The 25,134-nt window shown below is 59.4% G+C and carries 21 protein-coding genes; 10 read left to right on the top strand and 11 right to left on the bottom strand.

The annotated features are described in order from the left end of the window. Positions 1 to 24 precede the first annotated feature (24 nt). The 3 genes from AC3IUA_RS07860 to AC3IUA_RS07850 form a co-directional block, all read right to left on the bottom strand. A complete protein-coding gene (locus AC3IUA_RS07860) occupies positions 25 to 2,643 on the bottom strand; it encodes a hypothetical protein (protein ID WP_489359881.1) in 2,619 nt (872 codons plus the stop codon). A 58-nt stretch (positions 2,644 to 2,701) separates the two neighbouring features. After that, positions 2,702 to 5,077: a type VI secretion system Vgr family protein gene (locus AC3IUA_RS07855; protein WP_489359880.1), complete on the bottom strand. Its 2,376-nt coding sequence runs from the start codon at positions 5,075 to 5,077 to the stop codon at positions 2,702 to 2,704. Positions 5,078 to 5,260: 183 nt separating this feature from the next. Beyond that, entirely contained in the window at positions 5,261 to 5,974 is a 714-nt protein-coding gene (locus tag AC3IUA_RS07850) for a UTRA domain-containing protein (RefSeq protein WP_489359879.1), read from the bottom strand. A 361-nt stretch (positions 5,975 to 6,335) separates the two neighbouring features. On the opposite strand from AC3IUA_RS07850, the gene AC3IUA_RS07845 reads away from it, so the two are divergent. The 6 genes from AC3IUA_RS07845 to AC3IUA_RS07820 all read left to right on the top strand — a co-directional run bounded on the left by AC3IUA_RS07845 (position 6,336) and on the right by AC3IUA_RS07820 (position 11,727). Beyond that, complete coding sequence (locus tag AC3IUA_RS07845; RefSeq protein ID WP_489359878.1) at positions 6,336 to 7,403, top strand: ABC transporter substrate-binding protein; 1,068 nt, start codon at positions 6,336 to 6,338, stop codon at positions 7,401 to 7,403. A gap of 205 nt (positions 7,404 to 7,608) precedes the next feature. Beyond that, complete coding sequence (locus AC3IUA_RS07840) at positions 7,609 to 8,415, top strand: alkaline phosphatase family protein (RefSeq protein WP_489359877.1); 807 nt, start codon at positions 7,609 to 7,611, stop codon at positions 8,413 to 8,415. Beyond that, entirely contained in the window at positions 8,412 to 9,257 is an 846-nt protein-coding gene (locus AC3IUA_RS07835) for an ABC transporter permease (protein ID WP_489359876.1), read from the top strand. Before AC3IUA_RS07840 ends, AC3IUA_RS07835 begins: the two co-directional genes overlap by 4 nt. Beyond that, entirely contained in the window at positions 9,244 to 10,044 is an 801-nt protein-coding gene (locus AC3IUA_RS07830; protein ID WP_489359875.1) for an ABC transporter permease, read from the top strand. Before AC3IUA_RS07835 ends, AC3IUA_RS07830 begins: the two co-directional genes overlap by 14 nt. Then, positions 10,041 to 11,030, top strand: a complete 990-nt coding sequence (locus tag AC3IUA_RS07825) for an ABC transporter ATP-binding protein (protein WP_489359874.1) — start codon at positions 10,041 to 10,043, stop codon at positions 11,028 to 11,030. The genes AC3IUA_RS07830 and AC3IUA_RS07825 overlap by 4 nt, the downstream gene beginning before the upstream one ends. Before the next feature lie 43 nt (positions 11,031 to 11,073). Further along, positions 11,074 to 11,727: an HAD family hydrolase gene (locus tag AC3IUA_RS07820; protein WP_489359873.1), complete on the top strand. Its 654-nt coding sequence runs from the start codon at positions 11,074 to 11,076 to the stop codon at positions 11,725 to 11,727. A gap of 124 nt (positions 11,728 to 11,851) precedes the next feature. Here AC3IUA_RS07820 and AC3IUA_RS07815 read toward each other — a convergent pair whose 3' ends face one another. Further along, positions 11,852 to 12,814 (bottom strand): zinc-binding dehydrogenase, encoded by a 963-nt coding sequence (locus tag AC3IUA_RS07815; protein ID WP_489359872.1) that lies wholly within the window; start codon positions 12,812 to 12,814, stop codon positions 11,852 to 11,854. Positions 12,815 to 12,952: 138 nt separating this feature from the next. On the opposite strand from AC3IUA_RS07815, the gene AC3IUA_RS07810 reads away from it, so the two are divergent. Beyond that, positions 12,953 to 15,034: a carboxy terminal-processing peptidase gene (locus AC3IUA_RS07810; protein WP_489359871.1), complete on the top strand. Its 2,082-nt coding sequence runs from the start codon at positions 12,953 to 12,955 to the stop codon at positions 15,032 to 15,034. A gap of 136 nt (positions 15,035 to 15,170) precedes the next feature. Beyond that, a complete protein-coding gene (locus tag AC3IUA_RS07805) occupies positions 15,171 to 16,949 on the top strand; it encodes a bifunctional diguanylate cyclase/phosphodiesterase (RefSeq protein ID WP_489359870.1) in 1,779 nt (592 codons plus the stop codon). 129 nt (positions 16,950 to 17,078) lie between these two features. On the opposite strand, the gene AC3IUA_RS07800 is transcribed toward AC3IUA_RS07805, so the two are convergent. The 5 genes from AC3IUA_RS07800 to bamJ form a co-directional block, all read right to left on the bottom strand. Further along, the gene (locus tag AC3IUA_RS07800; RefSeq protein WP_489359869.1) at positions 17,079 to 17,492 is read right to left on the bottom strand and encodes an SEL1-like repeat protein; all 414 of its coding nucleotides are present in this window, start codon (positions 17,490 to 17,492) and stop codon (positions 17,079 to 17,081) included. Next, positions 17,493 to 17,864 (bottom strand): hypothetical protein, encoded by a 372-nt coding sequence (locus tag AC3IUA_RS07795; RefSeq protein WP_150805270.1) that lies wholly within the window; start codon positions 17,862 to 17,864, stop codon positions 17,493 to 17,495. Beyond that, entirely contained in the window at positions 17,861 to 18,202 is a 342-nt protein-coding gene (locus AC3IUA_RS07790) for a helix-turn-helix domain-containing protein (RefSeq protein WP_489359868.1), read from the bottom strand. Before AC3IUA_RS07790 ends, AC3IUA_RS07795 begins: the two co-directional genes overlap by 4 nt. 115 nt (positions 18,203 to 18,317) lie before the next feature. Further along, a complete protein-coding gene (locus AC3IUA_RS07785) occupies positions 18,318 to 18,773 on the bottom strand; it encodes a YkvA family protein (protein WP_489359867.1) in 456 nt (151 codons plus the stop codon). A gap of 294 nt (positions 18,774 to 19,067) precedes the next feature. Continuing rightward, entirely contained in the window at positions 19,068 to 19,796 is a 729-nt protein-coding gene (gene bamJ / locus AC3IUA_RS07780; RefSeq protein ID WP_489359866.1) for a BamJ family beta-barrel-assembly machinery protein, read from the bottom strand. A gap of 267 nt (positions 19,797 to 20,063) precedes the next feature. Here bamJ and AC3IUA_RS07775 point away from each other — a divergent pair, with 267 nt between their 5' ends. Beyond that, entirely contained in the window at positions 20,064 to 21,872 is a 1,809-nt protein-coding gene (locus tag AC3IUA_RS07775) for a di-heme-cytochrome C peroxidase (RefSeq protein ID WP_489359865.1), read from the top strand. Between the two features lie 28 nt (positions 21,873 to 21,900). After that, a complete protein-coding gene (locus AC3IUA_RS07770) occupies positions 21,901 to 23,037 on the top strand; it encodes a catalase family protein (RefSeq protein ID WP_489359864.1) in 1,137 nt (378 codons plus the stop codon). A gap of 73 nt (positions 23,038 to 23,110) precedes the next feature. Here the strand turns inward: AC3IUA_RS07770 and AC3IUA_RS07765 are convergent, their stop codons facing one another. Both AC3IUA_RS07765 and AC3IUA_RS07760 read right to left on the bottom strand, forming a co-directional pair. After that, complete coding sequence (locus tag AC3IUA_RS07765) at positions 23,111 to 24,157, bottom strand: tetratricopeptide repeat protein (RefSeq protein ID WP_489359863.1); 1,047 nt, start codon at positions 24,155 to 24,157, stop codon at positions 23,111 to 23,113. Between the two features lies 1 nt (position 24,158). Beyond that, positions 24,159 to 25,127: a type II secretion system F family protein gene (locus tag AC3IUA_RS07760; protein ID WP_489359862.1), complete on the bottom strand. Its 969-nt coding sequence runs from the start codon at positions 25,125 to 25,127 to the stop codon at positions 24,159 to 24,161. Positions 25,128 to 25,134 lie beyond the last annotated feature (7 nt).

The following is a 25,134-nucleotide window of genomic DNA, read 5'->3' as shown; positions in this document are numbered from 1 at the left end:
CAAGGCATGCTATAGTATTCAATTTTAATCTCCAACTCTCAGGTACCGGGCTCTATTTCGGCCTTGCTCATATTGCGCCAGCTCTGGAGTTTCTTGAATGTATCGCGCTAGTGAGTTTCGATTATTTGCGGAGAGATATGGCATCTGCCTTTTCCAAATACTTCCTTGCTGATATGTCAGGTCAACCGCTATGTCTCTCACACGGCCATCTAACTGTTCCCATGCTGTCGCATCTGGCGTTGCGACTGAACTGTACTGCTGTTGGGCCGCAGCTTCGTATCGTGGATACACCACTTCTTCGAACAGGATACGCTGTGCTTGCTGTGAAATTGCTCCAAACACATCTCTGTTTGTGTTCGTGAAATCGCGAGCAACTTGACTAGACAGTCCAGCTCCACGAGAGAAGTTCTCGGCAGAAACAACATCTACACCTGCCGTAATTAGATCCGCATACACTGCGTTCTGCGTCCTGTGACGCATATCATAACCGCGCCCTAATGTCACGCCAGAGGCTCCTCCCGGCCAATGCAAACGCCGGCTGAAATAAGCACTGTTTGGAATATCATTACCCTCTGCGTCGAAAGTAATTTGACCTCGTTGTACGATCAGATCGTTCAGCGGTCGAAAGACAGACAGATTCCCCACCAACCCAATCGGATGAAAGTGATACACCTTCCCATGCGCCGGCAATCCGACTTTCTCCGCCACTTCATCCCACCAACTCAGCTGTTTGATTCTTCTCTTCTCCGCCACCCAGTTCAGGATGGGCGTCGAACCGCTATGGCCGAGCAGTTCGTCCAGCACGTCCCACTTCTGCGGTTTGTAATACCACTCGCTTTCATAATGGATGATCAACTGCGAGATCGACTGGGCATGGGCCGGCAGGCGGAGGGCCGCTTGCAGTTCTTCAGCGGTCATCTTGCCGTCGCGGTTGCGGTCGATGATGTCGTACAGCCGGCTCTTGATCGGCCCCTTGTCCCCTTCATCGGCCATGGGGCCGTAGCGCTCGAGTTGCTGTTCGCTGAAGTGGTCAACGGCACGCAGGAACGAGGCCAGGACTTCCCGAGGGGAGTCGTAGTCGAAGATCACGTCGTAGCCTTCCCATGACCAGGGACTGACCCAGGGGGTGACGCCCACTTCTTCGCGCACCCAGCCATCGAGCAGGGTGTTGTCGGCGTCGTGGAGCAGGCCATCGAGGCGGTACCAGTTGTAGGCCCTGCGATCAGGCGTTGCCGGTACCGCGATTTTTCTCTCGGCCGCGAGGCCGTCGAGCAGGCTCTTGGGGACCAGCAGGTCGGCGTCGCTCAGGGGGTTGGCCGCACTCAGGATGGGCCACCGCGTGATGCTGTAGGTGTCCTGATGCGCCACCACGGCCGTGCCCTTGGCGAGTTTCAGCCAGGTCCTGTCTTGGGCCGGGAGACGATCGGCCCAGGCGCGACTGGCCGCGATGAAGGTTCTCAGGGTGTCGGGGCTGAACACTTCCAGGTGCAGTTTCTTTTCCGATCGCTGCGCATGGCAGTCCTGATACAGGCCGAGGTGGCCGATCAACTCCCCGGCCTTGATCGCTACAGGCCGGTCGAGCACCACCACCCGATCCTGCGCCAGCGGTTCCAGTGCGCCTTGCAGCGATTGGAAATGCACGTACTGGTTGATGCGTTCCAGCTTGCGGTACTCGCCTTCACCGCTGACCGTTAATTCCGTGCCATCCGGCAGTTCCGTGAGCACCTCGCTGTGAAAGCTCGGTTCGGCGTAGACATTGAGCGAGCCCCAGCGTGTCGCCACGTGATATTCGTCCCCGGCAATCTGTTTCAGCTGGGTGATGGAAACATAGCCGCGTAGCGAACCCTCGGCGTTGGTCAGCTTGGCCGGTCCGAGGGTGTTCTCCAGCTTGCGGTAATCACCGTCGCCGCTGACGGTGACCTCCGCCCCCCGTGGCAGGAGGTCGAGCACCTTGCCCTGCCACGCCAGGTTGCGCACGTTCAAGCCGCGTAGCTCTGAATCGCCGGGGCGGACGTCGTTCACCGTCGCCTTCACCCGACGGGTCGCCGCCTCGGGCCAGAAGGCCGGGCGGGCCAGTGTTGAGTCACCCTGGTAAACCGCCCAATCCTGCAGGTGCAGGTACAGGCTGTAGAAGGTCAGGCTCGGCGGAGTCTCGCTGCTGCCTTCGATTTTCGGCGCTTCCAGGCGATGGCGAACCAGTACGAAGCCGCTGGCAAACGGCGCCTCGACGGTCACCTCTGGCTCTGGAAAGAAAGTGTTGGTAGGGGTGTGCTCGGGGATGCGATAGGCCACCACCTCACCATCGGCCAGGCAACGCACCAGGGACTGATCCAGGATGCCCTCGGTGCCGGCATCGAAGTGCACGCCACCGTGCCACATGCCACTACGGCCCAAGGGGTAGTAACCGGCTCCGGCCTTGGCGAGTTGGGTCAACTGCAGCAGTGGATCGGAGCGGTCGCCGAAGGGGTGACTCCAGCTTTTTATCGGTTGCAGCGGGCTTGGGAGCTCCGCCGTCGTAGAGGGCGTGTGCTGGGGGGCCATTGGTGGTGCTGGCGGCGGCGAATAGGACGATCGTGGCCCCTCGCGTTTGCGCTTAAGCTCGTACTTCACGCCATCGATGATTTCAAAAATATAGCCGAGCATGGAGTATCCATTCCTTGTTCTGCAGCGACGGCGCAGCAGCGCAGCGGCTATCATGGGGTTAGCCGGAGAAGGTCGTCAGGCGCAGGTGCTTGCTTGCGTACTCGGTCAACTGCGGCAGCGCGGGTAGCTCCGCTACGTGTTTGGCCGGGCCCAAGGCCTCGAAATGCGCCGACTTGATGATGTAGTCGCCTGCCGTGCCCGATTCGATGCTATGCGGATCCAGAGTGATGTAGCTGCCGCCGGCGTTGAGGGTGATTTTTTTCTTGGCGGTGATGCGGATTTCGTCTTCGCTACTGGTGATCTCCAGGCCATGGCGGGCCAGCAGTTCCAGTTTGTCGTTCTGCGCCTGGACCCTCACCGGCCCCTGATTGGCGATCAGCTTGATGCCCAGCTTGCGCACGAACAGGCTCAGCCCCTGCCCCACGCCGATGAACAGGCGCTTGACCACGCTGAGGTCGGCCTCGGCACCGGCGTTGAGCATCAGGTTGTGTTGCGCTGCCAACTGCAGGTGCTTGCCGCTGCTCAGGGCGATGCCTTGCGGCGCGCTGAGCAGCAGTACCGATGATTTGAGTTGCTCCAGGTCTTGTTTGAGCAGGTTCAGTTGCGCCTGCACATCCGCCGGTTCGGCCTGGCTGGCCTGGGCATCGATCGAGAGGTTTTGCAGTTGCTCGCCAGCCTGTTGCAACCGGCCCATCGCAGCGCTCATGTCGAGCACCTGGCCATGGGCTTTGGTTTGTTCATCGGCACTGATGAACAGACCTTTCCCTGCACGAATCGCCCCCCAGCCATCGGTTCGCAGTTCAAAGCCTTCGCCACGTTTCTTTTTCTCGGCATCCACCACATGCCCCAGGTTCAACTGGCTCTTGCCGCCATACTCGGTACTGAGCTTGATGTGTTCCTGCCCGCGGTTATCCTCCATCCGCAGTTTGTTGTTGGCCGGGGTGCGCAGCACGTTGCGCTTGTAGTTTTGCAGGGTGACATGATCCGGGTGGCGGTTGTCGTGCAGGGCGTGGGCGATGTAGGGGCGGTCCGGATCACCTTGTTCGAAGGCCACTGCCACTTCGGTGCCGGCGATCAGCGGCAGGTGCAGGCCGTGGGTGTCGCCGGCGTAGGGCCGGGCCAGGCGCAGCCAGGCGCTTTCGCGGCCGATCGGCCACTGGTCGCGGTCGAACAGGAAGTTCACTTTGTAGCGGCCGTGCAGGTCGATATGCCCGTAGGGATCGTTTTTCCGCGAGCTGGTGACGCGGGCCGGCACGGTGCCGGCGATTTGCGGTTTGGCCGGCAGTGGCGGGCGGAAGCAGACGTTTTCCGCGTAGGGCAGCGCCTCGAAACGGGCTTCGAAGCTGGCATCGCGGGCGGCACGGGTGCTCAGCCGGGTGATCACCGCCCCTGGGGCGAAGGCCTGTGGCGCGCCGCCGGAGATCTTCAGCACCTGGCCGGGGGCCAGGGTGGCGTTGCTGCTGGTCCCGCTGAGTCGGGTCTGGGCATTGAGGTAGCGCTCATGGTGCAGGCGCGCGTAGAAGTAGCCGCTTTCGCTTTGCAGGTCTTCGTCGAGGGCCAGGGGATCGCCGAGCACGCGGTAGGGTTCGGCGTAGTGATAGGCCTCGCCGTAGGTGGTTTTCGCGCGCCGGCTCTGGTCGATGTCGCCGTCGAGCCAGGCGGTGGCGTCGGTGTAATGGTAGGCGCGGATGTTGACGTGCTGTTCCACCACCTGGTGCTGGGTCTGCAGCTGCCATACGCCGTCCTGTCCGCTGCTGTTCAGCCCCGATGGCGGGCGGTACGGCAGCTGGACGTCGAACTGGTAGGCGCGCTGGTCGTCGTGGAACTCGACGACGTCGATGCGCAGGCGCTCGTCGCTGGTGAAGCGGTACCAGATGCCGACCTCGGCCAGCAGCCGGTCGATGAAGGCCAGGTCGCTTTCGCCGTACTGCATGACCTGTTCGCGCTTGGGGTATTCGCGGTGCAGGTCGAAGAAGAAATCCTGCCCGCGGAAGTCATGGCGGCTGCGCAGGATGTGGTCGACGATCTCCGGCACCGACTGGTGCTGGTAGAGGCGGAACTGTTGGCCGCGGCCGAGCAGCGCCAGGCGCGGCTGCAAGGTGACTTCGTAGCGGGCTTCGTCATTGGAGCCGGACAGGCGCTTGAAGCCGCTGACCACCCCGTGCAGTGTGCGCAGCGGCTTGACCGGGGGCGCGCTGAGGCCGAGGAACGGCAGTTTTTGCGGCGCGGCCTGCAGGCTGAAACTGGCGTCCTGGTTGAGCAGCTGGTCGGCGGCCAGGTCGTGCTGAGTGCAGGTGAACTCCACGCGGTAGCTGAACGGCTGGCTCAGGCGCTCTTCACCGTGGAAGGCCAGGACCTCGAGCCGTGCCTCGACATTGCGGACCCGGAGGGTGTGCCGGCTGTGGTCGAAGAAGGTGCGCAGTTGGTTGAGCATGTTCAGGCCTCCCTGGTCTGTATGGGCTGTACAGGGGGGCTTTATTTCCACCCTCGTTCAAGCGTTCGCAAGCTTTCACGATGAGGGCTGCGGTGAAAATAGGGTATTCCTGATGGCTGCGTAGGGCGTTTCTTCATTTCGAAACGGCCCGACAACATCAAGATCAAAGATCAGGAATCAGTTTCAAACCACATCCACCCCGACATGAATCGCATCATGCCGCCAAAACTCCAGATCACAATCGATCAACCTTCCATGCTGATCATAATTGACCCGGGCAATCCTCAACCCCGGACTCCCTACCGACACCTTCAAAGCCGCCGCAGCCTCCACCTGCAACGAAGTCGGGACAATCTCGAACCGCACCCGGCCGTAATGCAAATCGTAATGCCGCGCGTAGAGCTCGGTGATCGACTGATTCAGATCGAACTCGAGAATTTTCGGAAAGTACTGCGGATTGAGGTAGTGCTCGACATACAGCACCAGCCGCTCATCAATACGTCGCGCACGGCAGATCTGGATCACGCTGGATAATGCCGGTAACTGCAACCAGGCACAGACCGCCGCCGACGCCGGCTGCAAGCGCGCCGAAATCACTTCGGTGGACGGCACCCGGCCCTGGGCACTGACCATCGCGTGGAAGTGACTGCGCTGCATCAGGTTGTAGGCCAGGCGCGGTGGCGAGACAAACCAGCCGCGGCGTTCTTCGCGATAAATCTGCCCTTGCGCTTCCAGCTGCAACAATGCCTCACGCACTGTGATACGCGTCGTACCGAACAATTCACTGAGTTTGCGTTCAGCCGGCAGTTTGCCACCGGGCGGTAACAGACCGTGTTCGATCTGTTCCAGTAAAACCTGCCCAATGGTTGTCACCGCTTTGGTTGACTCTTCACGCATCAACGTTACCTATCTGGACTAGACCAGCACTGTTTCAGGGCAGAACCGCGCTTAAAATCGGGCTCCTTAAACTCTGTGCAGCCTAGGCAATGCATATGACTGTCGGATGACACAGCCGCCCAACGGTTGATCCAGACACCTGCAATTTAATGGCCAAGTCCTTTCATATCAGCCTTTTAGTCATGGTCTACGCTTATCTCGCAGTGGCCGTACAAGAGTTCGATAAATACTGGCTGGCAGGACAGCGACATCAAAATGTCATCCAGCCTGCCTAAATTGGCTCAGGTATTGCTGACCTAGACCAACCAACCCCAAGACTGTAGCTAAAACGCAGCGTTGAAAACGCCCAAAGGAGCTTCGGATGAAACAGCTTTTCCTGGCATCACTGTTAGGCTCGACCATTGCCATGTGCACCGCTGCCATGGCAGCTGATACCGACTTGAAAACCCTGGAGGCCGCTGCAAAAGCGGAAGGTGCGGTCAATAGCGTCGGCATGCCCGATGACTGGGCCAACTGGAGAGGCACTTGGGAAGACCTGGCGAAGATCTATGGCCTCAAGCACATCGACACCGACATGAGCTCGGCCCAGGAAATCGCCAAGTTCGCCGCGGAAAAAGACAACGCCAGCGCTGATATCGGCGATGTCGGCGCAGCGTTCGGGCCCATCGCGGTCAAACAGGGCGTGGTCCAGCCTTACAAGCCAAGCACCTGGGATCAGATCCCGGATTGGGCGAAAGACAAGGACGGTAACTGGGCGCTGGCCTACACCGGCACCATCGCGTTCATCATCAATAAAAAGCTGCTGCACGGCTCCGAAGCCCCGACACGCTGGGCAGACCTGGAGAAAGGCAAATACAAGGTTTCCATCGGTGACGTGAGCACCGCCGCCCAGGCTGCCAACGGCGTGCTGGCAGCGGCCATCTCCAAAGGCGGCGATGAAAAGAACATTCAACCGGCGCTGTCGATGTTCGCCGAGATCGCCAAGCAAGGTCGTCTGTCGATGGCCAACCCGACCATTGCCACCATGGAGAAGGGCGAAATCGAAGTCGGTGTGGTCTGGGACTTCAACGGTTTGAGCTATCGCAACAAGATGGTCAACAAGGACGATTACATCGTGCTGATCCCGTCTGACGGCTCGGTCATTTCCGGCTACACCACCATCATCAACAAATACGCGAAACACCCGAACGCCGCCAAACTGACTCGCGAATACATCTTCAGCGATGCTGGCCAGACCAATCTGGCGCGCGGCAATGCCCGGCCGATCCGTGCCGAACACCTGAAGTTGCCAGCTGACGTACAGGCGCAACTGCTGCCGAACGAACAGTACAAAAAGGTCACGCCTATCAAGGACGCCGATGCCTGGGAAAAGACGTCCAAAGGCTTGCCGCAGAAGTGGCAGGAAGAAGTCATTATTAATATGCAGTAATCCTGCATCCGTAGGAGCTGCCGATAGGCTGCGATCTTCTGATCCTGGCTCACCCGAGTCCCAACTCAAAGATCAAAAAGATCAAAAGATCAAAAGATCAAAAGATCAAAAAGATCAAAAGATCGCAGGCTTCGCCAGCTCCTACGCCGAGCGAGTACACAGGCAAATTCTTGCCGAACGCCAATCCCGTAGGAGCTGCCGCCCCATGCCGCACAACGTCATCCTTGTGGTGCTCGATGGTCTGAATTACGAGGTCGCCCGACATGCCATGGGGCACCTGCAGGCCTACGTCGGCGCAGGTCGCGCCGCGCTCTACAAAATCGAGTGCGAACTGCCGGCGCTGTCCCGGCCACTTTACGAATGCATTCTGACTGGCGTCCCGCCGATCGACAGCGGCATCGTCCATAACAACGTTTCGCGTCTTTCCAATCAACGCAGCGTGTTTCATTACGCCACCGATGCCGGGCTCGGCACCGCCGCCGCGGCCTATCACTGGGTCAGCGAGTTGTATAACCGTTCGCCCTTCAACGCGGCGCGCGATCGCCACACCAGCGCTGCGGATCTGCCGATCCAGCACGGGCATTTCTACTGGAGCGATCACTACCCGGATTCACACCTGTTCGCCGACGCGGAGAACCTGCGCCTGCGGCACTTGCCGAATTTTCTTTTGGTCCACCCCATGAACATTGACGACGCCGGGCACAAGCACGGCCTCGATACCGCCCAATACCGCAACAGCGCTCGCTCGGCCGACATCATCCTCGCGGATTATCTGCAAGGCTGGCTCGACGCCGGTTATCAGGTCCTGGTGACCGCCGACCACGGCATGAACAACGACCGCTCGCACAACGGCCTGCTCGCTGAAGAGCGTGAAGTGCCGCTGTTCGTCCTTGGCGAGGCCTTCAGTCTCAATCGCCACGCCGCGCCAAAACAGACCGAGCTCTGCGGGACTGTTTGCGAGTTGCTGGGCGTCGCCCATGACAAACCTGTCTGCCGGGAGCTGTTGAAGTGAACTCGATCACTCGTGGCAAATGGCTGGCGGTGCTGTGCCTGGTGCCCTTTGCGCTGTTCTTTATCGTGTTCCAGATCGCTCCGCTGTTCTGGGTAATGCTCCACAGCGTGCAATCGGAAGAGTTCGGCTGGGGCCTGGCCAACTTCAGCAAGATCTTCAACTCCAGGTTCTATCTGCAGGCGATTCGATACAGCCTGGAGATCAGTTTCTGGTCCAGCACGTTCGGGATCATCATCGCCGTGCTGGGCAGCTACTCGCTGCGCCGGGTCGACTCGCGCCTGCGCAACTTCGTCAACGCCTTTGCCAACATGACCAGCAACTTTTCCGGCGTCCCCCTGGCCTTTGCCTTCATCATCCTGCTCGGCTTCAACGGCACCTTCACCATCATGCTCAAGCAGGCCGGGATCATTCAGGACTTCAACCTGTACTCCAAGACCGGGCTGATCATTCTCTATACCTATTTCCAGATCCCGCTGGGCGTGCTGCTGCTCTACCCGGCCTTCGACGCACTGCGTGAAGACTGGCGTGAATCCGCTGCCCTGCTCGGGGCCAATGGCTGGCAGTACTGGCGGCACATCGGCCTGCCGGTGCTGACCCCGGCGCTGCTCGGGACCTTCGTGATCCTGCTGGCCAATGCTCTTGGCGCCTACGCCACGGTGTACGCCCTGACGACGGGCAACTTCAACGTGCTGACGATCCGCGTCGCCGCGATGGTCTCCGGCGACATCTCGCTGGACCCGAACCTGGCCAGTGCTCTGGCCGTGGTGCTGGTGGCACTGATGACCCTGGTGACCATCGTGCATCAGTTGCTGTTGAAGAGGAGCTACCATGTCTCGCGCTGAAATCGGTCCTGCAGTCCTCTACCACCGGATAGTGGTGTATCTGCTGTTTGCCATTCTCTTGCTGCCGCTGGCCGGAACGCTGATCTACTCGATCGCCAGCAGTTGGTCGGCAACCATTCTACCCAGCGGTTTTACCCTAAAATGGTATGTCCAGCTGTGGAGCGACCCGCGCTTTCTCGGGGCTTTCGGTCAGTCGTTGCTGGTCTGTGTCGGCGCTCTGGTACTGTCGGTAGTGCTGATTCTGCCGCTGCTGTTTGTGGTGCATTACCACTTCCCCAAGCTTGACGCACTGATGAACATCCTGATCCTGTTGCCCTTCGCGATACCCCCCGTGGTGTCTTCGGTAGGGCTGTTGCAGCTCTATGGTTCCGGGCCATTCGCGATGGTCGGCACGCCATGGATCCTGATCGGCTGCTACTTCACCGTGGCGCTGCCGTTCATGTACCGGGCAATCACCAACAACCTGCAGGCGATCAACCTGCGCGACCTGATGGACTCCGCCCAACTGCTCGGCGCCAGCACCTGGCAAGCGGCGTTCCTGGTGGTGCTGCCAAACCTGCGCAAGGGCCTGATGGTGGCATTGCTGCTGTCCTTCTCGTTCCTCTTTGGTGAATTCGTGTTCGCCAACATCCTGGTCGGCACCCGTTACGAAACCCTGCAGGTCTACCTGAATAACATGCGCAACAGCAGCGGCCACTTCACCAGTGCAGTGGTGATTTCCTACTTCTTCTTTGTGCTGGTTCTGACCTGGGCTGCCAATATCTTGAACAAGGACAAAAGCCAATGAGCTTCGTGAGCGTCCAACACCTGCAAAAAAGTTACGCGGGCACCACAGTGTTCAGCGACATCAACTGCGAAATCCAGAAAGGTGAGTTCGTCACCCTGCTCGGCCCGTCCGGCTGCGGCAAGTCCACCCTGCTACGCTGCATCGCCGGGCTGACCGCCGTGGACGGTGGCAACATCTTCCTCGATGGCCACGACCTGGTCCCGCTGAGTCCGCAAAAACGCGGGATCGGCATGGTGTTCCAGAGTTATGCGCTGTTCCCCAATATGACCGTGGAACAGAACGTCGCCTTTGGCTTGCGCATGCAAAAGGTCAATGCAGAAGACAGTCGCAAGCGCGTGCTTGAGGTGCTGCAACTGGTGGAGTTGACCGACTTTACCGCGCGTTATCCGCATCAGCTGTCCGGTGGCCAAAGCCAACGGGTGGCCCTGGCCCGCTCGCTGGTGACCCGGCCACGCCTGCTGCTGCTGGATGAGCCGCTATCGGCGCTGGATGCACGGATTCGCAAACACCTGCGCGAACAGATTCGGCAGATCCAGCGCGAGCTGGGCTTGACCACCATCTTCGTCACCCACGATCAGGAAGAAGCCCTGACCATGTCTGACCGGATCTTCCTGATGAACCAGGGCAAGATTGTCCAGAGTGGTGACGCTGAAACCCTCTATACCGCGCCAATAGACGTGTTCGCCGCAGGCTTTATCGGCAACTACAACCTGCTGGATGCCGACAGCGCCAGCAAACTGCTGCAACGGCCGATCAGCGGGCGCATCGCCATTCGTCCGGAAGCCATCGAGTTGAGCCTGGACGGAGAACTCGATGCGCAGGTCCGCAGCCACAGTCTGCTGGGGAACGTGATTCGTTATCGTATCGAAGCTCGCGGCGTGGAACTGGTGGTCGATGTGCTGAACCGTTCAGCGGCTGATATGCATGCCAACGGTCAACGGCTGGCGCTTTCCATCGATCCTTCGGCCCTGTGTGAGGTAGCCTGATGCCTTTGATGCGCCTGATTATTCTGAAGAGAGAGCTGCACTAATGGCTTTGGCAATTTTTGATCTGGACGAAACCTTGATCCATGGTGACTGCGCCACCCTGTGGAGCGAACAGATGGGCCGCCTTGGCTGGGTCGATGGCGAGTCCTTCATGCGTCGCAACAACGAGCTGATGGACGCCTACAGCCATGGCAAGCTGAACATGGAAGACTACATGGCCTTCAGCCTGGAGCCGATAGCGGGGCGCACGCCGGAAGAACTCGAGCACCTGGTGGCCCCCTGGGTCGAGGACGTGATCGAGCCGATCATCTTCAGCGACGCCTGCAAAGCCATCGCCGCACACCGCAAGGCCGGCGACCGGATCCTGGTGATCTCGGCCTCTGGCACTCATCTGGTCAAACCGATCGCCGAGCGTCTGGGCATCGACGAGATCCTGGCGATCGAGCTGGAAGTGACCCACGGAGTCTACAGCGGCAATACCCTTGGCACCCTGACCTACCGCGAAGGCAAGATCACCCGTCTGCTGGAGTGGCTGGATACCGAAGAGGAAAACCTCGAAGGCGCGAGTTTCTACTCGGACTCACGCAATGACTTGCCATTGCTGCTGAAAGTCGACTTCCCCCACGTGGTCAACCCGGATCCGGTGTTGCAGGAACATGCCGAAAAAGCCGGGTGGCCGATACATGTGTGGAAGTAAACAAACCGCTAAAGATCGCAGCCTTCGGCAGCTCCTACAGGGTACCCCCAATATTGCGGGTGTACCCTGACCTTGGAGCTGCCGTAGGCTGCGATCTTTTCGAGGCACACTCAATGCCCGCTTCTCAGACCAGACTCTCGTCAATCACCAACACCAGTTTGCCCGACACCTTGTTGGTCGCAAGTTCGGCAAACGCCGCTTCTGCGTCCTTGATCGGAAAGGTTTTGGCCAATTGCGGGCTGAGCCGCCCTTCGCCGAACAGCGGCCAGACGTGCTGACTCAGGTCGCTGAACAGGTCGGCCTTGAATTGTTCATCCCGGTTGCGCAAGGTCGAACCCAGCAATTGCACCCGCTTGGCCAGCACCTGAGCCAGGTCAACCTGAGCCTGGCGACCGCCCATCAGGCCGATCAACACCCAGCGACCATCGCGCGCCAGAAGTTTAAGGTTCAACTCGGCATAGTTGGCGCCCACCGGATCGAGGATGACGTCGAACGGGCCTGCCTCATTCAAACTTTCCAGACCATCGGTACGGACCACGCCGCCCTGGGCACCCAACGCTTCACAGTACGCCAGCCGATCCGCCGAACCGACACTCACCCAGCATGGGTTACCAAATGCCTTGCACAGCTGGATAGCCGCCGAGCCGACACCGCTGGCGCCAGCGTGCAACAGCACTTTCTCACCGGGCTTGAGCGCCGCCAGCTGGAACAGGTTCAACCACGCGGTGCTATAGACCTCGGGCAACGCCGCAGCTTCAGCCAGCGATAACCCCTCAGGCACCGGCAACACATGGCGACCATCGACTACCACCTCTTCGGCCATGCCGCCACCAGCCAGCAGCGCGCAGACCCGATCGCCAACTTGCCAGGACGACCCCGGCCCGACTTCGCTGATCACCCCGGAACACTCCAGCCCCAATGCCTGGCTGGCACCCGGTGGCGCGGGATAGAGCCCCGCTCGCTGTAACAGATCCGCGCGGTTCAAGCCCGCAGCCGCCACTCGAATGCGAACTTGCCCTACATCACATGCAGGACTCGGCTCTTCCACCCATACCGCTTGACCTTCCACGCCTTGCAATGCCTTCACAGTGCCTCCATAGTGAGTCTGGACTGAGCCCGTTGCTGTAGCGTCGGGTTTTTTGCATTATGCGACCGGCCCCAATGGAACCGGCGACTTCAAAGACGGCCTAATATGCGTTATCAATTGCCCCCGCGTCGAATCAGCATGAAGCATTTGTTCCCCAGCACCGCCCTCGCTCTTTTCATTGGTCTCGGTCTTTTGCCGTTGTCGACCCATTCGTTCGCAGCCAATAGCTGGGACAAGCTTCAGCCTGATCGTGACGAGGTGATTGCCAGCCTTAACGTCGTCGAGTTGCTCAAGCGCCACCATTACAGCAAGCCGCCGCTTGATGACGCGCGCTCTGTGATTATCTATGACAGCTACCTGAAGCTGCTGGATCCGTCGCGCAGCTACTTTCTCGCCAGCGATATTGCCGAGTTCGACAAATGGAAAACCCAATTTGACGATTTCCTCAAGAGCGGCGACCTGAATCCCGGGTTCACTATCTACAAGCGTTATCTGGACCGCGTCAAAGCGCGTCTGGACTTCGCCCTGGCCGAGCTGAACAAAGGCGTCGACAAACTTGACTTCAGCGTCAAGGAGAACCTGCTGATCGATCGCAAGGACGCTCCATGGCTCAAGACCACCGCGGAACTGGACGACCTGTGGCGCAAACGCGTCAAGGACGAAGTACTGCGCATGAAGATCTCCGGCAAAGAACCCAAGGCTATTCAAGAGCTGCTGACCAAGCGCTACAAGAATCAGCTGGCGCGCCTCGACCAGACCCGTGCCGAAGACATCTTCCAGGCTTACATCAACACCTTCGCCATGTCCTACGACCCGCACACCAACTATCTGTCGCCAGATAACGCGGAAAACTTTGACATCAACATGAGCCTGTCGCTGGAAGGCATCGGCGCCGTGTTGCAAAGCGACAATGACCAGGTAAAAGTCGTGCGCCTGGTGCCGGCAGGCCCGGCGGACAAGACCAAACAGGTTGCACCGGCGGACAAGATCATCGGTGTCGCCCAGGGCGACAAGGAAATGGTCGATGTGGTCGGCTGGCGTCTGGACGAAGTGGTCAAACTGATCCGCGGTCCAAAAGGTTCGGTGGTGCGCCTGGAAGTGATCCCGGCCAGCAATGCGCCGAATGACCAGACCAGCAAGGTCGTTGCCATCACTCGCGAAGCGGTGAAACTGGAGGAGCAGGCAGCGAAAAAGTCGGTCCTCAAGCTGAAACAGGATGGCAAGGACTACAAGCTCGGGATTATTGAAATTCCGGCCTTCTACCTTGACTTCAAAGCCTTCCGCGCCGGTGATCCGGATTACAAGAGCACCACCCGCGATGTGAAGAAGCTGCTGACTGAACTGCAAAAAGACAAAGTCGACGGCGTGGTCATCGACCTGCGCAACAACGGCGGCGGCTCTCTGCAGGAGGCCACCGAGCTGACCAGTCTGTTCATCGATAAAGGTCCGACCGTGCTGGTGCGTAATGCCGACGGCCGGGTCGATGTGCTGGAAGACGAAAACCCGGGTGCCTTCTATAAAGGTCCGATGGCCTTGCTGGTCAACCGCCTGTCGGCTTCAGCTTCGGAAATTTTTGCCGGCGCCATGCAGGACTACCACCGCGCGTTGATCGTCGGTGGCCAGACCTTCGGCAAAGGCACCGTGCAGACTATCCAGCCGCTGAATCACGGCGAGCTGAAACTGACGCTGGCCAAGTTCTACCGGGTTTCCGGGCAGAGTACCCAGCATCAGGGCGTACTGCCGGATATCGATTACCCATCGATCATCGACACCAAGGAAATCGGCGAGAGCGCCCTGCCCGAGGCCATGCCGTGGGACACCATCCGTCCTGCGATCAAGCCGGCTCTGGATCCGTTCAAACCGTACCTGTCGCAGCTGCAATCGGAGCATGACGTACGCACGGCCAAGGACGCGGAGTTCGTGTTCATCCGCGACAAACTGGCCTTGGCCCAGAAGCTGATGACCGAAAAAACCGTCAGCCTCAACGAAGTCGAACGTCGGGCGCAGCACACCGATATCGAAGCCAAGCAGCTGGTGATGGAAAACATCCGCCGCAAGGCCAAAGGCGAGGAGCCGCTCAAGGAGCTGAAGAAAGAAGACGAAGACTTGATCGCGGCCGAGCCGGATAAAACCAAGCCGGAAGACGATGCCTATCTGAGCGAAACCGGGCGGATCCTGCTTGATTACCTGAAGCTGAACACCGCGGTAGCCAAGCACTGACGATAATGGCAACTTAATATGAACGCTCCCCCGGAACGTCATCAAATAGTCATTATTCTGTCGTGAAATACAGGACTGGGAGACGCTGCTGAAAAGTAGCGCGCTCCCAGTCCTTTTTTTATCGACCGAGAATGCCATGACCACCACCGAGCAGCTGAGCGCCTTGAGTTCAATTTTGGCTCAAAGCGCTTTACACAGCCTGTTCCAGCCCATTATTTCGCTCTCCCAAAGACGCATCCTCGGCTACGAAGCGCTCACTCGCGGGCCGTCCAACAGCCCATTGCACTCCCCCATCCCGCTGTTTGCCGTGGCTCGTCAGGCCGGCCGCCTCAGTGAGCTGGAAATGGCCAGCCGTCACAGCGCCTGTCGACGGTTCAACCAACAGAAACTGCCGGGCAAGCTGTTTCTCAACGTCTCCCCGGAATCCCTGCTCGAAGCGACTCATCAGCCAGGCCGCACCCTGCAGTTGCTGCAGAACTTTGGCATCGAGCCGAGCCAGGTGGTGATCGAACTCACCGAGCAGACCCCTACCGACGACTTTCAACTGCTGCAAAATGCGCTGCATCACTACCGGGCCATGGGCTTTTCGATTGCCCTGGACGATCTCGGTGCCGGTTATTCCAGTTTGCGATTGTGGTCGGAACTGCGCCCGGACTATGTAAAGATCGACCGGCACTTCATCGACGGTATCCATCAGGATGCGCTCAAGCGCGAGTTTGTCGGCTCGATCCTGCAAATCGCCAAGGCTTCGCGGGCACAGGTGATCGCCGAAGGCATCGAGCTGCCCGAGGAGCTCGCGGTACTGACCGAAATGGGCGTCGACCTGATCCAGGGCTACCTGCTTTGCCGTCCACAAGAACAGCCACCGCGCGACGCCCGGGACTTGATGCCCAAACACGACAGCAGCGCGGTATCGCTGAATGAAGAAGGCAGCGACCTCAGCGCCTTGCTCAACGAACAACCGGCCGTGGCCCGTGATACACCAACCGCGAATGTCCTTGAGGCGTTCCGGCGCCAGGCCAACCTTAACTCGCTGGCGGTGCTGGATGATCAGGGACAGCCCTGCGGCATTGTCCACCGCCATTCGTTGTCAGACATATTGCTCAAGCCTTTCGCCACCGACCTGTACGCCCGCAAGCCCATCAGCCGCCTGATGAGCGATGACTTCCTCGCGGTCGAGCTCAGCCAGTCCCTGCAGCAGGTCAGCCGTCTGATCACCAGCCGCGCGCGGCAACGGATCGAGGAGGACTTCATCATCACCCTCAATGGTGGCTATTTGGGACTGGGGCGAGTGATCGACGTGCTGAAACTGATCACCGAGCTGAAGATCCAACAAGCCCGCTACGCCAACCCCCTGACCCTGTTGCCAGGTAACGTGCCGATCCAGCAATGCCTGACACGACTGCTGCAACAGGCTCGCGAATCGGTGATTTGTTATGTCGACATCGACAGCTTCAAGCCCTTCAACGATATCTACGGCTACGGCCGTGGCGACGAAGTGCTGCTGTGTCTGGCCCAGTGCCTGAATGATCGGGTCGACCCGAGTCGCGACTTTGTCGGGCACATCGGCGGCGATGATTTTTTGCTGGTGCTTGGGCCTGAAGACTGGCGCAAGCGATTGAACCAGCTACTGGATGATTTCCACAGCCAATGCCGACGTTTCTATCGCAGCGAGCATCTGGAAGCCGGTTGCTTGATGGCCCCCAACCGCCAGGGTATCCGCCAGGAGTTTGCACTGCTGTCGCTGTCCATCGGCGTCGTGCATTTACATTCGCAGTCCTGTGGACAACTCGACGCCAGCCAACTGGCGGAACTTGCGTCGCAAGCCAAGCACCATGCCAAGAATGTGCGGGGTTACAGCATTCATGTGATCGACAGCCGCGAGGCCGGATTGCGGGTGGCAGAGGGGGTTTAGGTTATCTGGCGTCTTCATCGCGGGCTTGCCCTATCTCTGTAGGAGCTGCCGCAGGCTGCGATCTTTTGATCTTTGCGCCTGTCCGGACACCTGATTGCCCGCTGAAAAAATCGCAGCCTGCGGCAGCTCCTACAGTTTCTCGGAACCACCGCTCGATTCCAGCTGCTTAAGCTTGATCTCGGCCAACGGATGTCCGGCCTTCGCCGCGATCGTCCACCAACGAGCCGCCTCAGCCGCATCAGGAGCCTTGCCGGGTGTTCCGGCGAGGCAGATCACGCCTACCTGATAGGCCGCCTTGCCGTCCCCTGCCAGCGCCGCCAGGCGCAACAAGCGCACGCCTTCTTCGCGGGCCCCCAGGCCTTGGCCACGGAACGCCAGGATATGCCCGTAGAAACTCTGCGCCCCCACATCCCCGAGGTTCGCCATGCGCGAAAACTGACCTTCGAGCCATTGCCAGCCCCGGGGCTGACGTACGAACCACGACCAGTGAAACAGTCTGCGCGCCAGCCAATAACTGGCTCGCGCTCTCAGTCGCCAGAGCATTCAGGCCTCCGCCGACTCGGGATATTCGTATTCGAAAACCCGCACTACCTCGGACGCATGCCAGGAAGCGGCTGCAACGCCATCGGAAGGTCCGGAGAAACGCCCAAGACGCTCGACACACTCGAAGAACCCGGTGCGCGGCAAACGGCTCGCGCCCTGACTGATCACCAGTGAACTGCGCAACGGCTGCTCCGCTCTGGCATCCAGCGCCGCCAGGTGCTCCAGGGCGGCAGTCAGGGTTTGCATGGCCGGGCTGGGTAGTTGCAAACGCTCCAGCAAGGCCCGGTAAGTCAATAAATGGCGTTGGCGGCGGGCTTGATCGAGCTCACTCAGCAACCCGTCCCAGTGTTGTCGACTGATGCGTACGCTCACGGCTCGTCCCTCCACCCCGGCACCGTCAACTCCCAGGCCAGGCTGCGGCGAATAGCAGCGTCTGGTTGACGCTCACCGCTTTCGATCAAGGCCAGATAAGACGGGCTGATGCCTACTGTGCGGGCCAGCGCCTCGATGGCGATGCCCTTCCCTTCGCGCAAACTGCGTAACTGATCCAGACCAGGAAGAACCTGATCGGCTGCTGGCGCCTGACGAACTGTTGCTTCTCGCGGCGCTTGCCCGGTGACGCCTGCAGCCTTCAATAGAGCCTGATACTGAGCCCATGGCAGAACCGCATATTCGGGCTCGCCATCGCGTGCAATTATCTGAATATCCATTACTACCCCGTAGGACAACAACACTTAGCGAGTCGGCACTTTTCCTTAGAAGTGTAATCCTAACAGCCGGCAAGGTCGCGAGGGGCTTTGAATATATGGATGACCCTGAATCGAATCAGGTTTTTTTCGGTCCTTGCAGCTGAAGTTGCTGCGGTGTGTCCGGCAATCGCTCGACCATCGCCAGTTTTTCCGGCACCTGCCGTGCACGCCAGGCACGGAAGGCATTGAGTTCGTCGTCCAGGGTTTTCATCAGCCAGGCCAGTACGGCGATATCATCGAGCATACCGAACATCGGAAAAAAATCCGGAATGGCATCCAGCGGGCTGAGGAAATACATCAGACCCGCGACCACTGACAGTATCGACTTCGGGCTGATGGCCCGGTATTCGCCACGCCAATAGGCCAGACACAATGCCTGTAACAATCGCAGGTCATCTTTGAGTTTGCCCAGGCGGTTGCCTTGACTGGCGCCTTTGCTCGCCACCGCAAAGAGCAAGGTCGGCAAACGCCCTCGACTGAGCAGTCTTCCCGCCAGGGGCAGGAAACGTGCGAAATTCCAGGGTGCTTTCATCATCCCTCCCACTGAAATGTTATCCACACAAATTGTGGATAACCTTGTGAACAGAGCCGCTTTTAATGCCTGAAAGCCCCGATCCATAAGGGCCGGACTCAGATCGGGCGTTTTTTACTCACATGAAAAAACCCATTATTTCATTGACTTGGCGGTGCGACTGCGACTAGCACCGGCTATCTCAATGATATGACTGTTTGCGCAGGCGTGGGTTCGCTTTCTTTGCCCGGCGTCAATCACCCAGATGCAACAACGCCCCGAATAGACGGGGCGTTATTGTCGATCAGACGCGGATTACTTGGTTTCGTCTTCTTTGAGTGCGTCCTGTTTTGCCGGATCCTTGATCGCCAGCAGTTCCAGGTCGAATACCAGCACCGAGTTGGCCGGGATGGCCGGGCTTGGGCTTTGCGCGCCGTAGGCCAGCTCGCTAGGAATGTACAGTTTGTAGGTTTCGCCAACGTGCATCAGTTGCAGGCCTTCGACCCAACCCGGGATCACGCCGCTGACTGGCAAGTCGATCGGGCTGCCGCGTTCCACGGAGCTGTCAAAAACGGTGCCGTTGGTCAGCTTGCCGGTGTAGTGAACAGTCACTACGTCAGTCGGCTTGGGCTGAGCGCCATCAGCTTTCTTGACCACTTCGTATTGCAGGCCGGAAGCGGTGGTAGTGACACCGGCTTTCTTGGCGTTGTCTTCAAGGAATTTCTTGCCGGCGGCTGCCGACTCTTCACTCATCTTGGCCAGACGCTCTTCCGCACGCTTCTGCAGTGCAGCGAAGGCTTCGACCAGCTCGTCGTCCTTGAGCTTCTGTTCTTTCTTGCCGACGGCATCTTCGATGCCCTGGGCTACCGCTTTGGAGTCCAGATCATCCATGCCTTCCTGGGCCAGACTTTTGCCCATGTTCAGGCCGATGCCATAGGAAGCTTTTTGCGCCGGGGTTTTCAGCTCTACGCTGGTCTGCGAATCACAACCCGCAAGTACCAGGCTTACCAGGGCCACCGCCGCCGCCAACCGATGCTGTTTCATGCTATTTCCTTGTTCATGCGCCTAAAGGGCAATCGAGTAAAGTCGCGAGCTTATCAGGCGGCCACGACCAATGGCTACCGGCATGAGAGCCGGATATTTCCTATAAGTTCACGTCTTTAAACGCATTTTGCCACATTCGCCAACTTTGACTGTCAGCCCGAACTCACAACCGGACAGGCCATTTCTCACCACATCTGACGCAATAGCATCTTGCCACACAAGCTATGCCAAGGCATAAGAGGCGATAAACCGACAAGGATGCTCCTCTTGCGCCTCATATCCCGTGTGCTATTGCTGATCTCCGCCCTGCTCTGCGTGGGTCTGGCCATCGTCCTCTATTACGTCGTCAACCCGAAGCTGCCCGGCTATGAGCCGGCCAGACAGGTGCATTATCTCGAGCAGTGGAGCGCTGTCGACCGCCAGACCTGGTACTTCACGCCGCAAGGCACTCAGGTCAAGGGTCTGCGTTACGACTGGTTCGGCGCGCTGGAGTTACCGTTCTCCAAACAACCTTTCGCCGCGCCGCAATACCTCGCGCGTTTCGGTTTTCTCATCGACCCGGCGCAGAAAGCCAACCCGAACAACCCTGGCAACTTGCCGGTCGGCTTCGCTCGCCATCAAAATCCTGGCAGCAAAGAAGAGTTTCTGGATATTACCTGCGCTGCCTGCCACACCGGCGAGCTGCGCTACAACGGCCAGGCCGTGCGGATCGATGGTGGTGCGGCGCAGCACGTTCTACCGTCCAGCGTGCCGACGCTACGCGGTGGAAGTTTTGGCCAGGCCCTGGTGGCCAGTCTCGCCTCAACCTATTACAACCCGTGGAAATTCGAACGGTTCGCGCGCAAGGTCCTTGGCCAGGACTACGACGGGCAACACCAGCAACTGCGCAAAGCGTTCAAAACGACTCTGGATACCTTCCTGCGGGTGGCCTGGAACGATACCCATCGCGGCCTCTACCCTACTGAAGAAGGCCCCGGACGCACCGATGCATTCGGGCGCATCGCCAACGCCAGCTTCGGCGATGCCATTTCTGTGGATAACTACCGCGTGGCCAACGCCCCGGTGGACTATCCACAGTTGTGGGACATGTGGACTTTCGACTGGGTGCAATGGAACGGCTCGGCGCAACAGCCCATGGCCCGCAACATCGGCGAAGCCCTTGGGGTCGGCGCCACGCTGAATTTCTTCGATGCCGCCGGCCAGCCACTCAAAGGCGATGCGCGCTATCCGTCCAGCGTGCGCGTGCGCGACCTGCACCTGATCGAAGAAACCCTGCAACGGCTCAAACCACCGGCCTGGCCCGAAGAGCTGCTCGGCAACGTCGACAAATCCCTGGCTGCCAAGGGCCGGGGGCTGTTCAACGAGAACTGCGCTGGCTGCCACGTACCAAAAGTGACGCACAGCAATGGCCGCCCCCTGCAAACCCTGAAAATGCTGCCAGTGGAAGTGATTGGCACTGATCCGGGCGCCGCCAACAACATTGCCGACCATCGCTTTGACCTGACGGCCCTGCAATGGGAACCGGCGGAGTTGGCGACGCTGGATGTCAAACTGCATCCCACCCCCAGCGAGCCTCTGGACCTGAGCAAACTCTCAGTGGCCAAAGGCTTGGCCTATGTCACCGCTTTTGTCGAGAAACGGGCGTACAGCGACGCCAATGTCACGCCAGCCGAACGCCCGGTGCTGAATGGCTTCGGCCTGCCGATCGGGGTCAGGGAGCTACGTGCGTACAAGGCCCGACCGCTTGCGGGGGTCTGGGCCACGGCGCCGTTTCTGCATAACGGTTCAGTGCCGAGCATTTACCAATTGCTCTCACCTCAGGATGAACGCGCGACCACCTTCTATAAGGGCACTTTCGAGTACGACCCAGGCCACCTGGGTTATCGCACCGAAGCCTTTGCCAATGGCTTTTTGTTCGATACGCGGATCACCGGCAACCACAACAGCGGTCACGAATTCCGAGGCGGTAAGCGCGGTAATGGGGTCATCGGCCGCTTGCTGCAACCCGAAGAGCGCTGGGCCTTGCTGGAGTATCTGAAGGTGCTCGGCGGCCCGCTGGAAGCGCAACTGCCATGATCATTTCCCCCGTCAAAAGGACTTTCCCATGCTGATCACCCTCTGGCTGCGTATCGGCGCCCTGCTGGGTAAAGCCCTGCTGTTGCTGCTGGGTCTCGGCTTGCTCGCCTGGGCGCTGGCCACGGCCTGGTTCGCCTGGCACCACCGAGGCCCGGTCTCGGCCGAGGAACAGATTCCACCGGGTGAAGCCGCCATGACCCAGGACATCATCCAGACCGCCGTGCGCATCGTTGACCAGCACCGCGAAGGCACGCGCTACCTGCGCGATGCCCATGCCAAGGCGCATGGCTGCGTCAAAGCCGAGGTTCAGGTGCTGGCCGATCTGTCGCCAGAACTGCGTCAGGGGGTCTTCGCCGAACCCGGCAAGACCTGGCAAGCGACACTGCGCCTGTCCAACGGCAACGCTTACCCGCAGTTCGACAGCATTCGCGACGCCCGCGGCATGGCGATCAAATTGCTCGATGTGCCGGGGACGCAGCTATTGAACGCACAACAGAACCGTGGCGAGCAGGACTTCGTGATGTTCAGCCATCCAAACTTCTTCGTCAGCGATGTCGCCGAGTACCGTCAGAACGTGGCTGCACAAGCTGATGGCAAGAAGGTCATGGCGTTCTTCCCGAGCGGGGATCCGCGTAGCTGGCAGGTTCGTCATCTGTTTATCGCCCTGGCAACGCTGGCGCCAGCGCCTGCAAGCCCGACCCAGACCACTTACTTCTCGGTATCGCCATACAAGTTTGGCAGCGCCAATGCCAAGTTCCGCGTCGCTCCGGATCCCGAAAGCTGTCCGATCTACAACCTGGCGAAGCAGAATCAGGCGCTGCCGAACTTCTTGCGCAGTGCGTTGAACCAGCAGCTATCGACTGATCGGGTTCCGGCCTGTTTCGTCCTGCAGATCCAGCGCCAGGATCCGGCCAAATACATGCCCATCGAAGACACCAGCATTGAATGGCGTGAAGGCGATGCACCCTTCGAGACCGTGGCACGAATCAGGATCCCGGCTCAGGACTTCGACACACCGGCGCTGAACCTGAAATGCGACAACCAGACCTTCAATCCATGGTTCGGTCTTGAAGCGCACCGACCGATTGGCGGCATCAACCGTTTGCGCAAGGCGGTGTACGAAGCCGTCAGCGATTACCGGCATGCCCGCAACGCCGAGCAGTAAGCCAGAAACGAAATACGCGACCCGAGCATCGCAGCGACCTCGTTCCCCTGAACAAGGGGAACGAGGTTGTCTGTCAAGGTACCGCTGCCGTAGTCACTTTAACCGTCGGAATGGACGCAACCGGTTCAATCATTGCGTCACGCCCCCCTAACTTGCGGATCTGTCTGAGCTGTTGAATCCTGTTCAGGTTCTCCGTGGCGATGGCGTAATGGCCAGGCGACTGCTCGATCGCGCTGCGAAAGAACTGCTCGGCCACATCCAGCTTGCCGTCCAACAGGCAGACGTAACCGACATCATTGCTCGCTTCGGCACGTTTCTCGATCTGCTCGAAGGCCGAGACGGCTTCCTCATAACGTTCCATGCGGGCCAGCAATAGCCCATAGTTGCGCCAGAGTGGCTTGTAGGAGGCGTCGTAGTCCATGCCCCGCTGATACATGCGTTCGGCTTCAGGCCACTTCCCGGCCAGGTAATAGGAATATCCCTGGCTGTTCTGCACCAGCGCGGAACGCGGCTCGATCAGCATGGCCAACTGGTAATAGCTCTCGGCCTGCGAGAAGTCGTCGCGCAGATCCGCGAGCACCCCCAGGCCGTTGTAGACTTTGAGTGGCGAATGGCTGTCCACCTTGAACCCGGCGCCCCCCTGCGGGCTGTCGCCCTTGCCTTTGCCAAGGCGTTTCTGGTCCACGGCGACCGCCTTGAGCAGCAAATCCTGCGCACCCTCGTGATTGCGCCGGGCCAGGTTCAGCAAGCCCATCTCGGTCAGGGCTTCAATGTTGTTCGGTTCACTCGTCAGCACATCAGTGAAGGCCATCTCGGCAAGCTGGGTATTGCCCCTTTCGCGGTGGATGCGGCCCACCCAGACCAACGCTGAATAACGCTTGGGGTCCAGCTCGATAGCCCGCAGATACTGGAACAGGGCCTGATCCAGACTACCTGCCTGGTAAGACATCGCGGCCATTTGCATGGCCTGATCGGGAGAAGTGGTCTGTTTCTGCACCTGATAGAGTATCGAATTGTCACCGGTGTAGATCGAGCGGCTCCCACTCGCCTGCTCCGGCCCCATGGTCTGACATCCTGTGAGCACGGCCATCATGGCCAACACTAAACTGTTCCTGTTCATGTCATAGCTTCCCGAAGACTTTAAACACCCCAATGATTGCAGGACCGATGGCGACCAGGAAGAAGCTCGGCCACAGGCAGAAGATTAGTGGGAATATCAGCTTGGTGCCGATTTTCGCTGCCTTTTCCTCTGCCAGCTGGGTACGCCGGTCGCGAAACTCTTCAGCGTAGATACGCAGCGTGGCGCCGACGCTGGTGCCGAAACGAATACTCTGTGCCAGCAAACTGACCAGCCCGCGAATTTCCTCGAGGCCGGAGCGCTCGGCCAGGTGTTTGAGCGCTTCGGTACTGGGAATCCCCGCGCGGACTTCCGAATTGACCAGTGCCAACTCCAGGGCCAGCTCCGGTTGGCTGACCGCCATCTCTTCGGCCACCCGCTCGATGGCCTGAGGCAAGGCCAGGCCCGATTCTACGCACACCACCATCAAGTCCAGGGAATCCGGGAAGGCCACGAGCAGCCGGGTCATCCGCGCCTGCTTGCGCTTGTCGACATAAATGGCTGGCGCCAGCCAGCCCACACTGAGTGCCGCAATCGCCAAGCCGATACCCATGTACAGAGACAGCTCAGGGATAAGCGGCAACACCAGTAACGTAAGGCCCAGTAATATTAACGGTGACAGCAGGCGCACCGCCCAATACATCTGCACCGCCGCGGGCGAGCGATAGCCCGCATGTGTCAGCAGCGTCCGAACGGTAGAGGCCTGCCCCTGCTCACTGGAAGTAAAGCGCTTGCCCACCTGTTCCAGCATCAATTGCAGGTTACTGGGCGCCCCCTGCCCGGAGTTCTGCGTGCCATGACCGCGTTTGATCAGCGCCAGACGGCGCTGCACCGGATCTTGCAACCCCATCACCAGCAATGCCAGGGTAACCACAGCGAGCACCGCGCTAAGACCGATGGCGCCCACGAACAAAAGGCGCGCCAGGTCTTCGTTGCCCACCGCATGATTGAGCAGACTCAGCAAATAGCCCATGACCAAT

This window comes from Pseudomonas sp. KH_050, assembly GCF_057838875.1.
The sequence above is the reverse complement of the archived record's forward strand: the minus strand, read 5'-3'. Positions and strand labels throughout refer to the sequence as shown.

Excerpts from the sequence above, each read along its gene's own strand:
- AC3IUA_RS07840 (WP_489359877.1), top strand. The coding sequence starts at position 7,609 with ATGCCGCACAACGTCATCCTTGTGGTGCTCGATGGTCTGAATTACGAG.
- AC3IUA_RS07845 (WP_489359878.1), top strand. The coding sequence starts at position 6,336 with ATGAAACAGCTTTTCCTGGCATCACTGTTAGGCTCGACCATTGCCATG.
- AC3IUA_RS07860 (WP_489359881.1), bottom strand. The coding sequence starts at position 2,643 with ATGCTCGGCTATATTTTTGAAATCATCGATGGCGTGAAGTACGAGCTT.
- AC3IUA_RS07855 (WP_489359880.1), bottom strand. The coding sequence starts at position 5,077 with ATGCTCAACCAACTGCGCACCTTCTTCGACCACAGCCGGCACACCCTC.
- AC3IUA_RS07850 (WP_489359879.1), bottom strand. The coding sequence starts at position 5,974 with ATGCGTGAAGAGTCAACCAAAGCGGTGACAACCATTGGGCAGGTTTTA.
- AC3IUA_RS07830 (WP_489359875.1), top strand. The coding sequence starts at position 9,244 with ATGTCTCGCGCTGAAATCGGTCCTGCAGTCCTCTACCACCGGATAGTG.
- AC3IUA_RS07805 (WP_489359870.1), top strand. The coding sequence starts at position 15,171 with ATGACCACCACCGAGCAGCTGAGCGCCTTGAGTTCAATTTTGGCTCAA.
- AC3IUA_RS07820 (WP_489359873.1), top strand. The coding sequence starts at position 11,074 with ATGGCTTTGGCAATTTTTGATCTGGACGAAACCTTGATCCATGGTGAC.
- AC3IUA_RS07800 (WP_489359869.1), bottom strand. The coding sequence starts at position 17,492 with ATGCTCTGGCGACTGAGAGCGCGAGCCAGTTATTGGCTGGCGCGCAGA.
- AC3IUA_RS07770 (WP_489359864.1), top strand. The coding sequence starts at position 21,901 with ATGCTGATCACCCTCTGGCTGCGTATCGGCGCCCTGCTGGGTAAAGCC.
- bamJ (WP_489359866.1), bottom strand. The coding sequence starts at position 19,796 with ATGAAACAGCATCGGTTGGCGGCGGCGGTGGCCCTGGTAAGCCTGGTA.
- AC3IUA_RS07790 (WP_489359868.1), bottom strand. The coding sequence starts at position 18,202 with ATGGATATTCAGATAATTGCACGCGATGGCGAGCCCGAATATGCGGTT.
- AC3IUA_RS07765 (WP_489359863.1), bottom strand. The coding sequence starts at position 24,157 with ATGAACAGGAACAGTTTAGTGTTGGCCATGATGGCCGTGCTCACAGGA.
- AC3IUA_RS07760 (WP_489359862.1), bottom strand. The coding sequence starts at position 25,127 with ATGGGCTATTTGCTGAGTCTGCTCAATCATGCGGTGGGCAACGAAGAC.
- AC3IUA_RS07785 (WP_489359867.1), bottom strand. The coding sequence starts at position 18,773 with ATGAAAGCACCCTGGAATTTCGCACGTTTCCTGCCCCTGGCGGGAAGA.
- AC3IUA_RS07810 (WP_489359871.1), top strand. The coding sequence starts at position 12,953 with ATGAAGCATTTGTTCCCCAGCACCGCCCTCGCTCTTTTCATTGGTCTC.
- AC3IUA_RS07825 (WP_489359874.1), top strand. The coding sequence starts at position 10,041 with ATGAGCTTCGTGAGCGTCCAACACCTGCAAAAAAGTTACGCGGGCACC.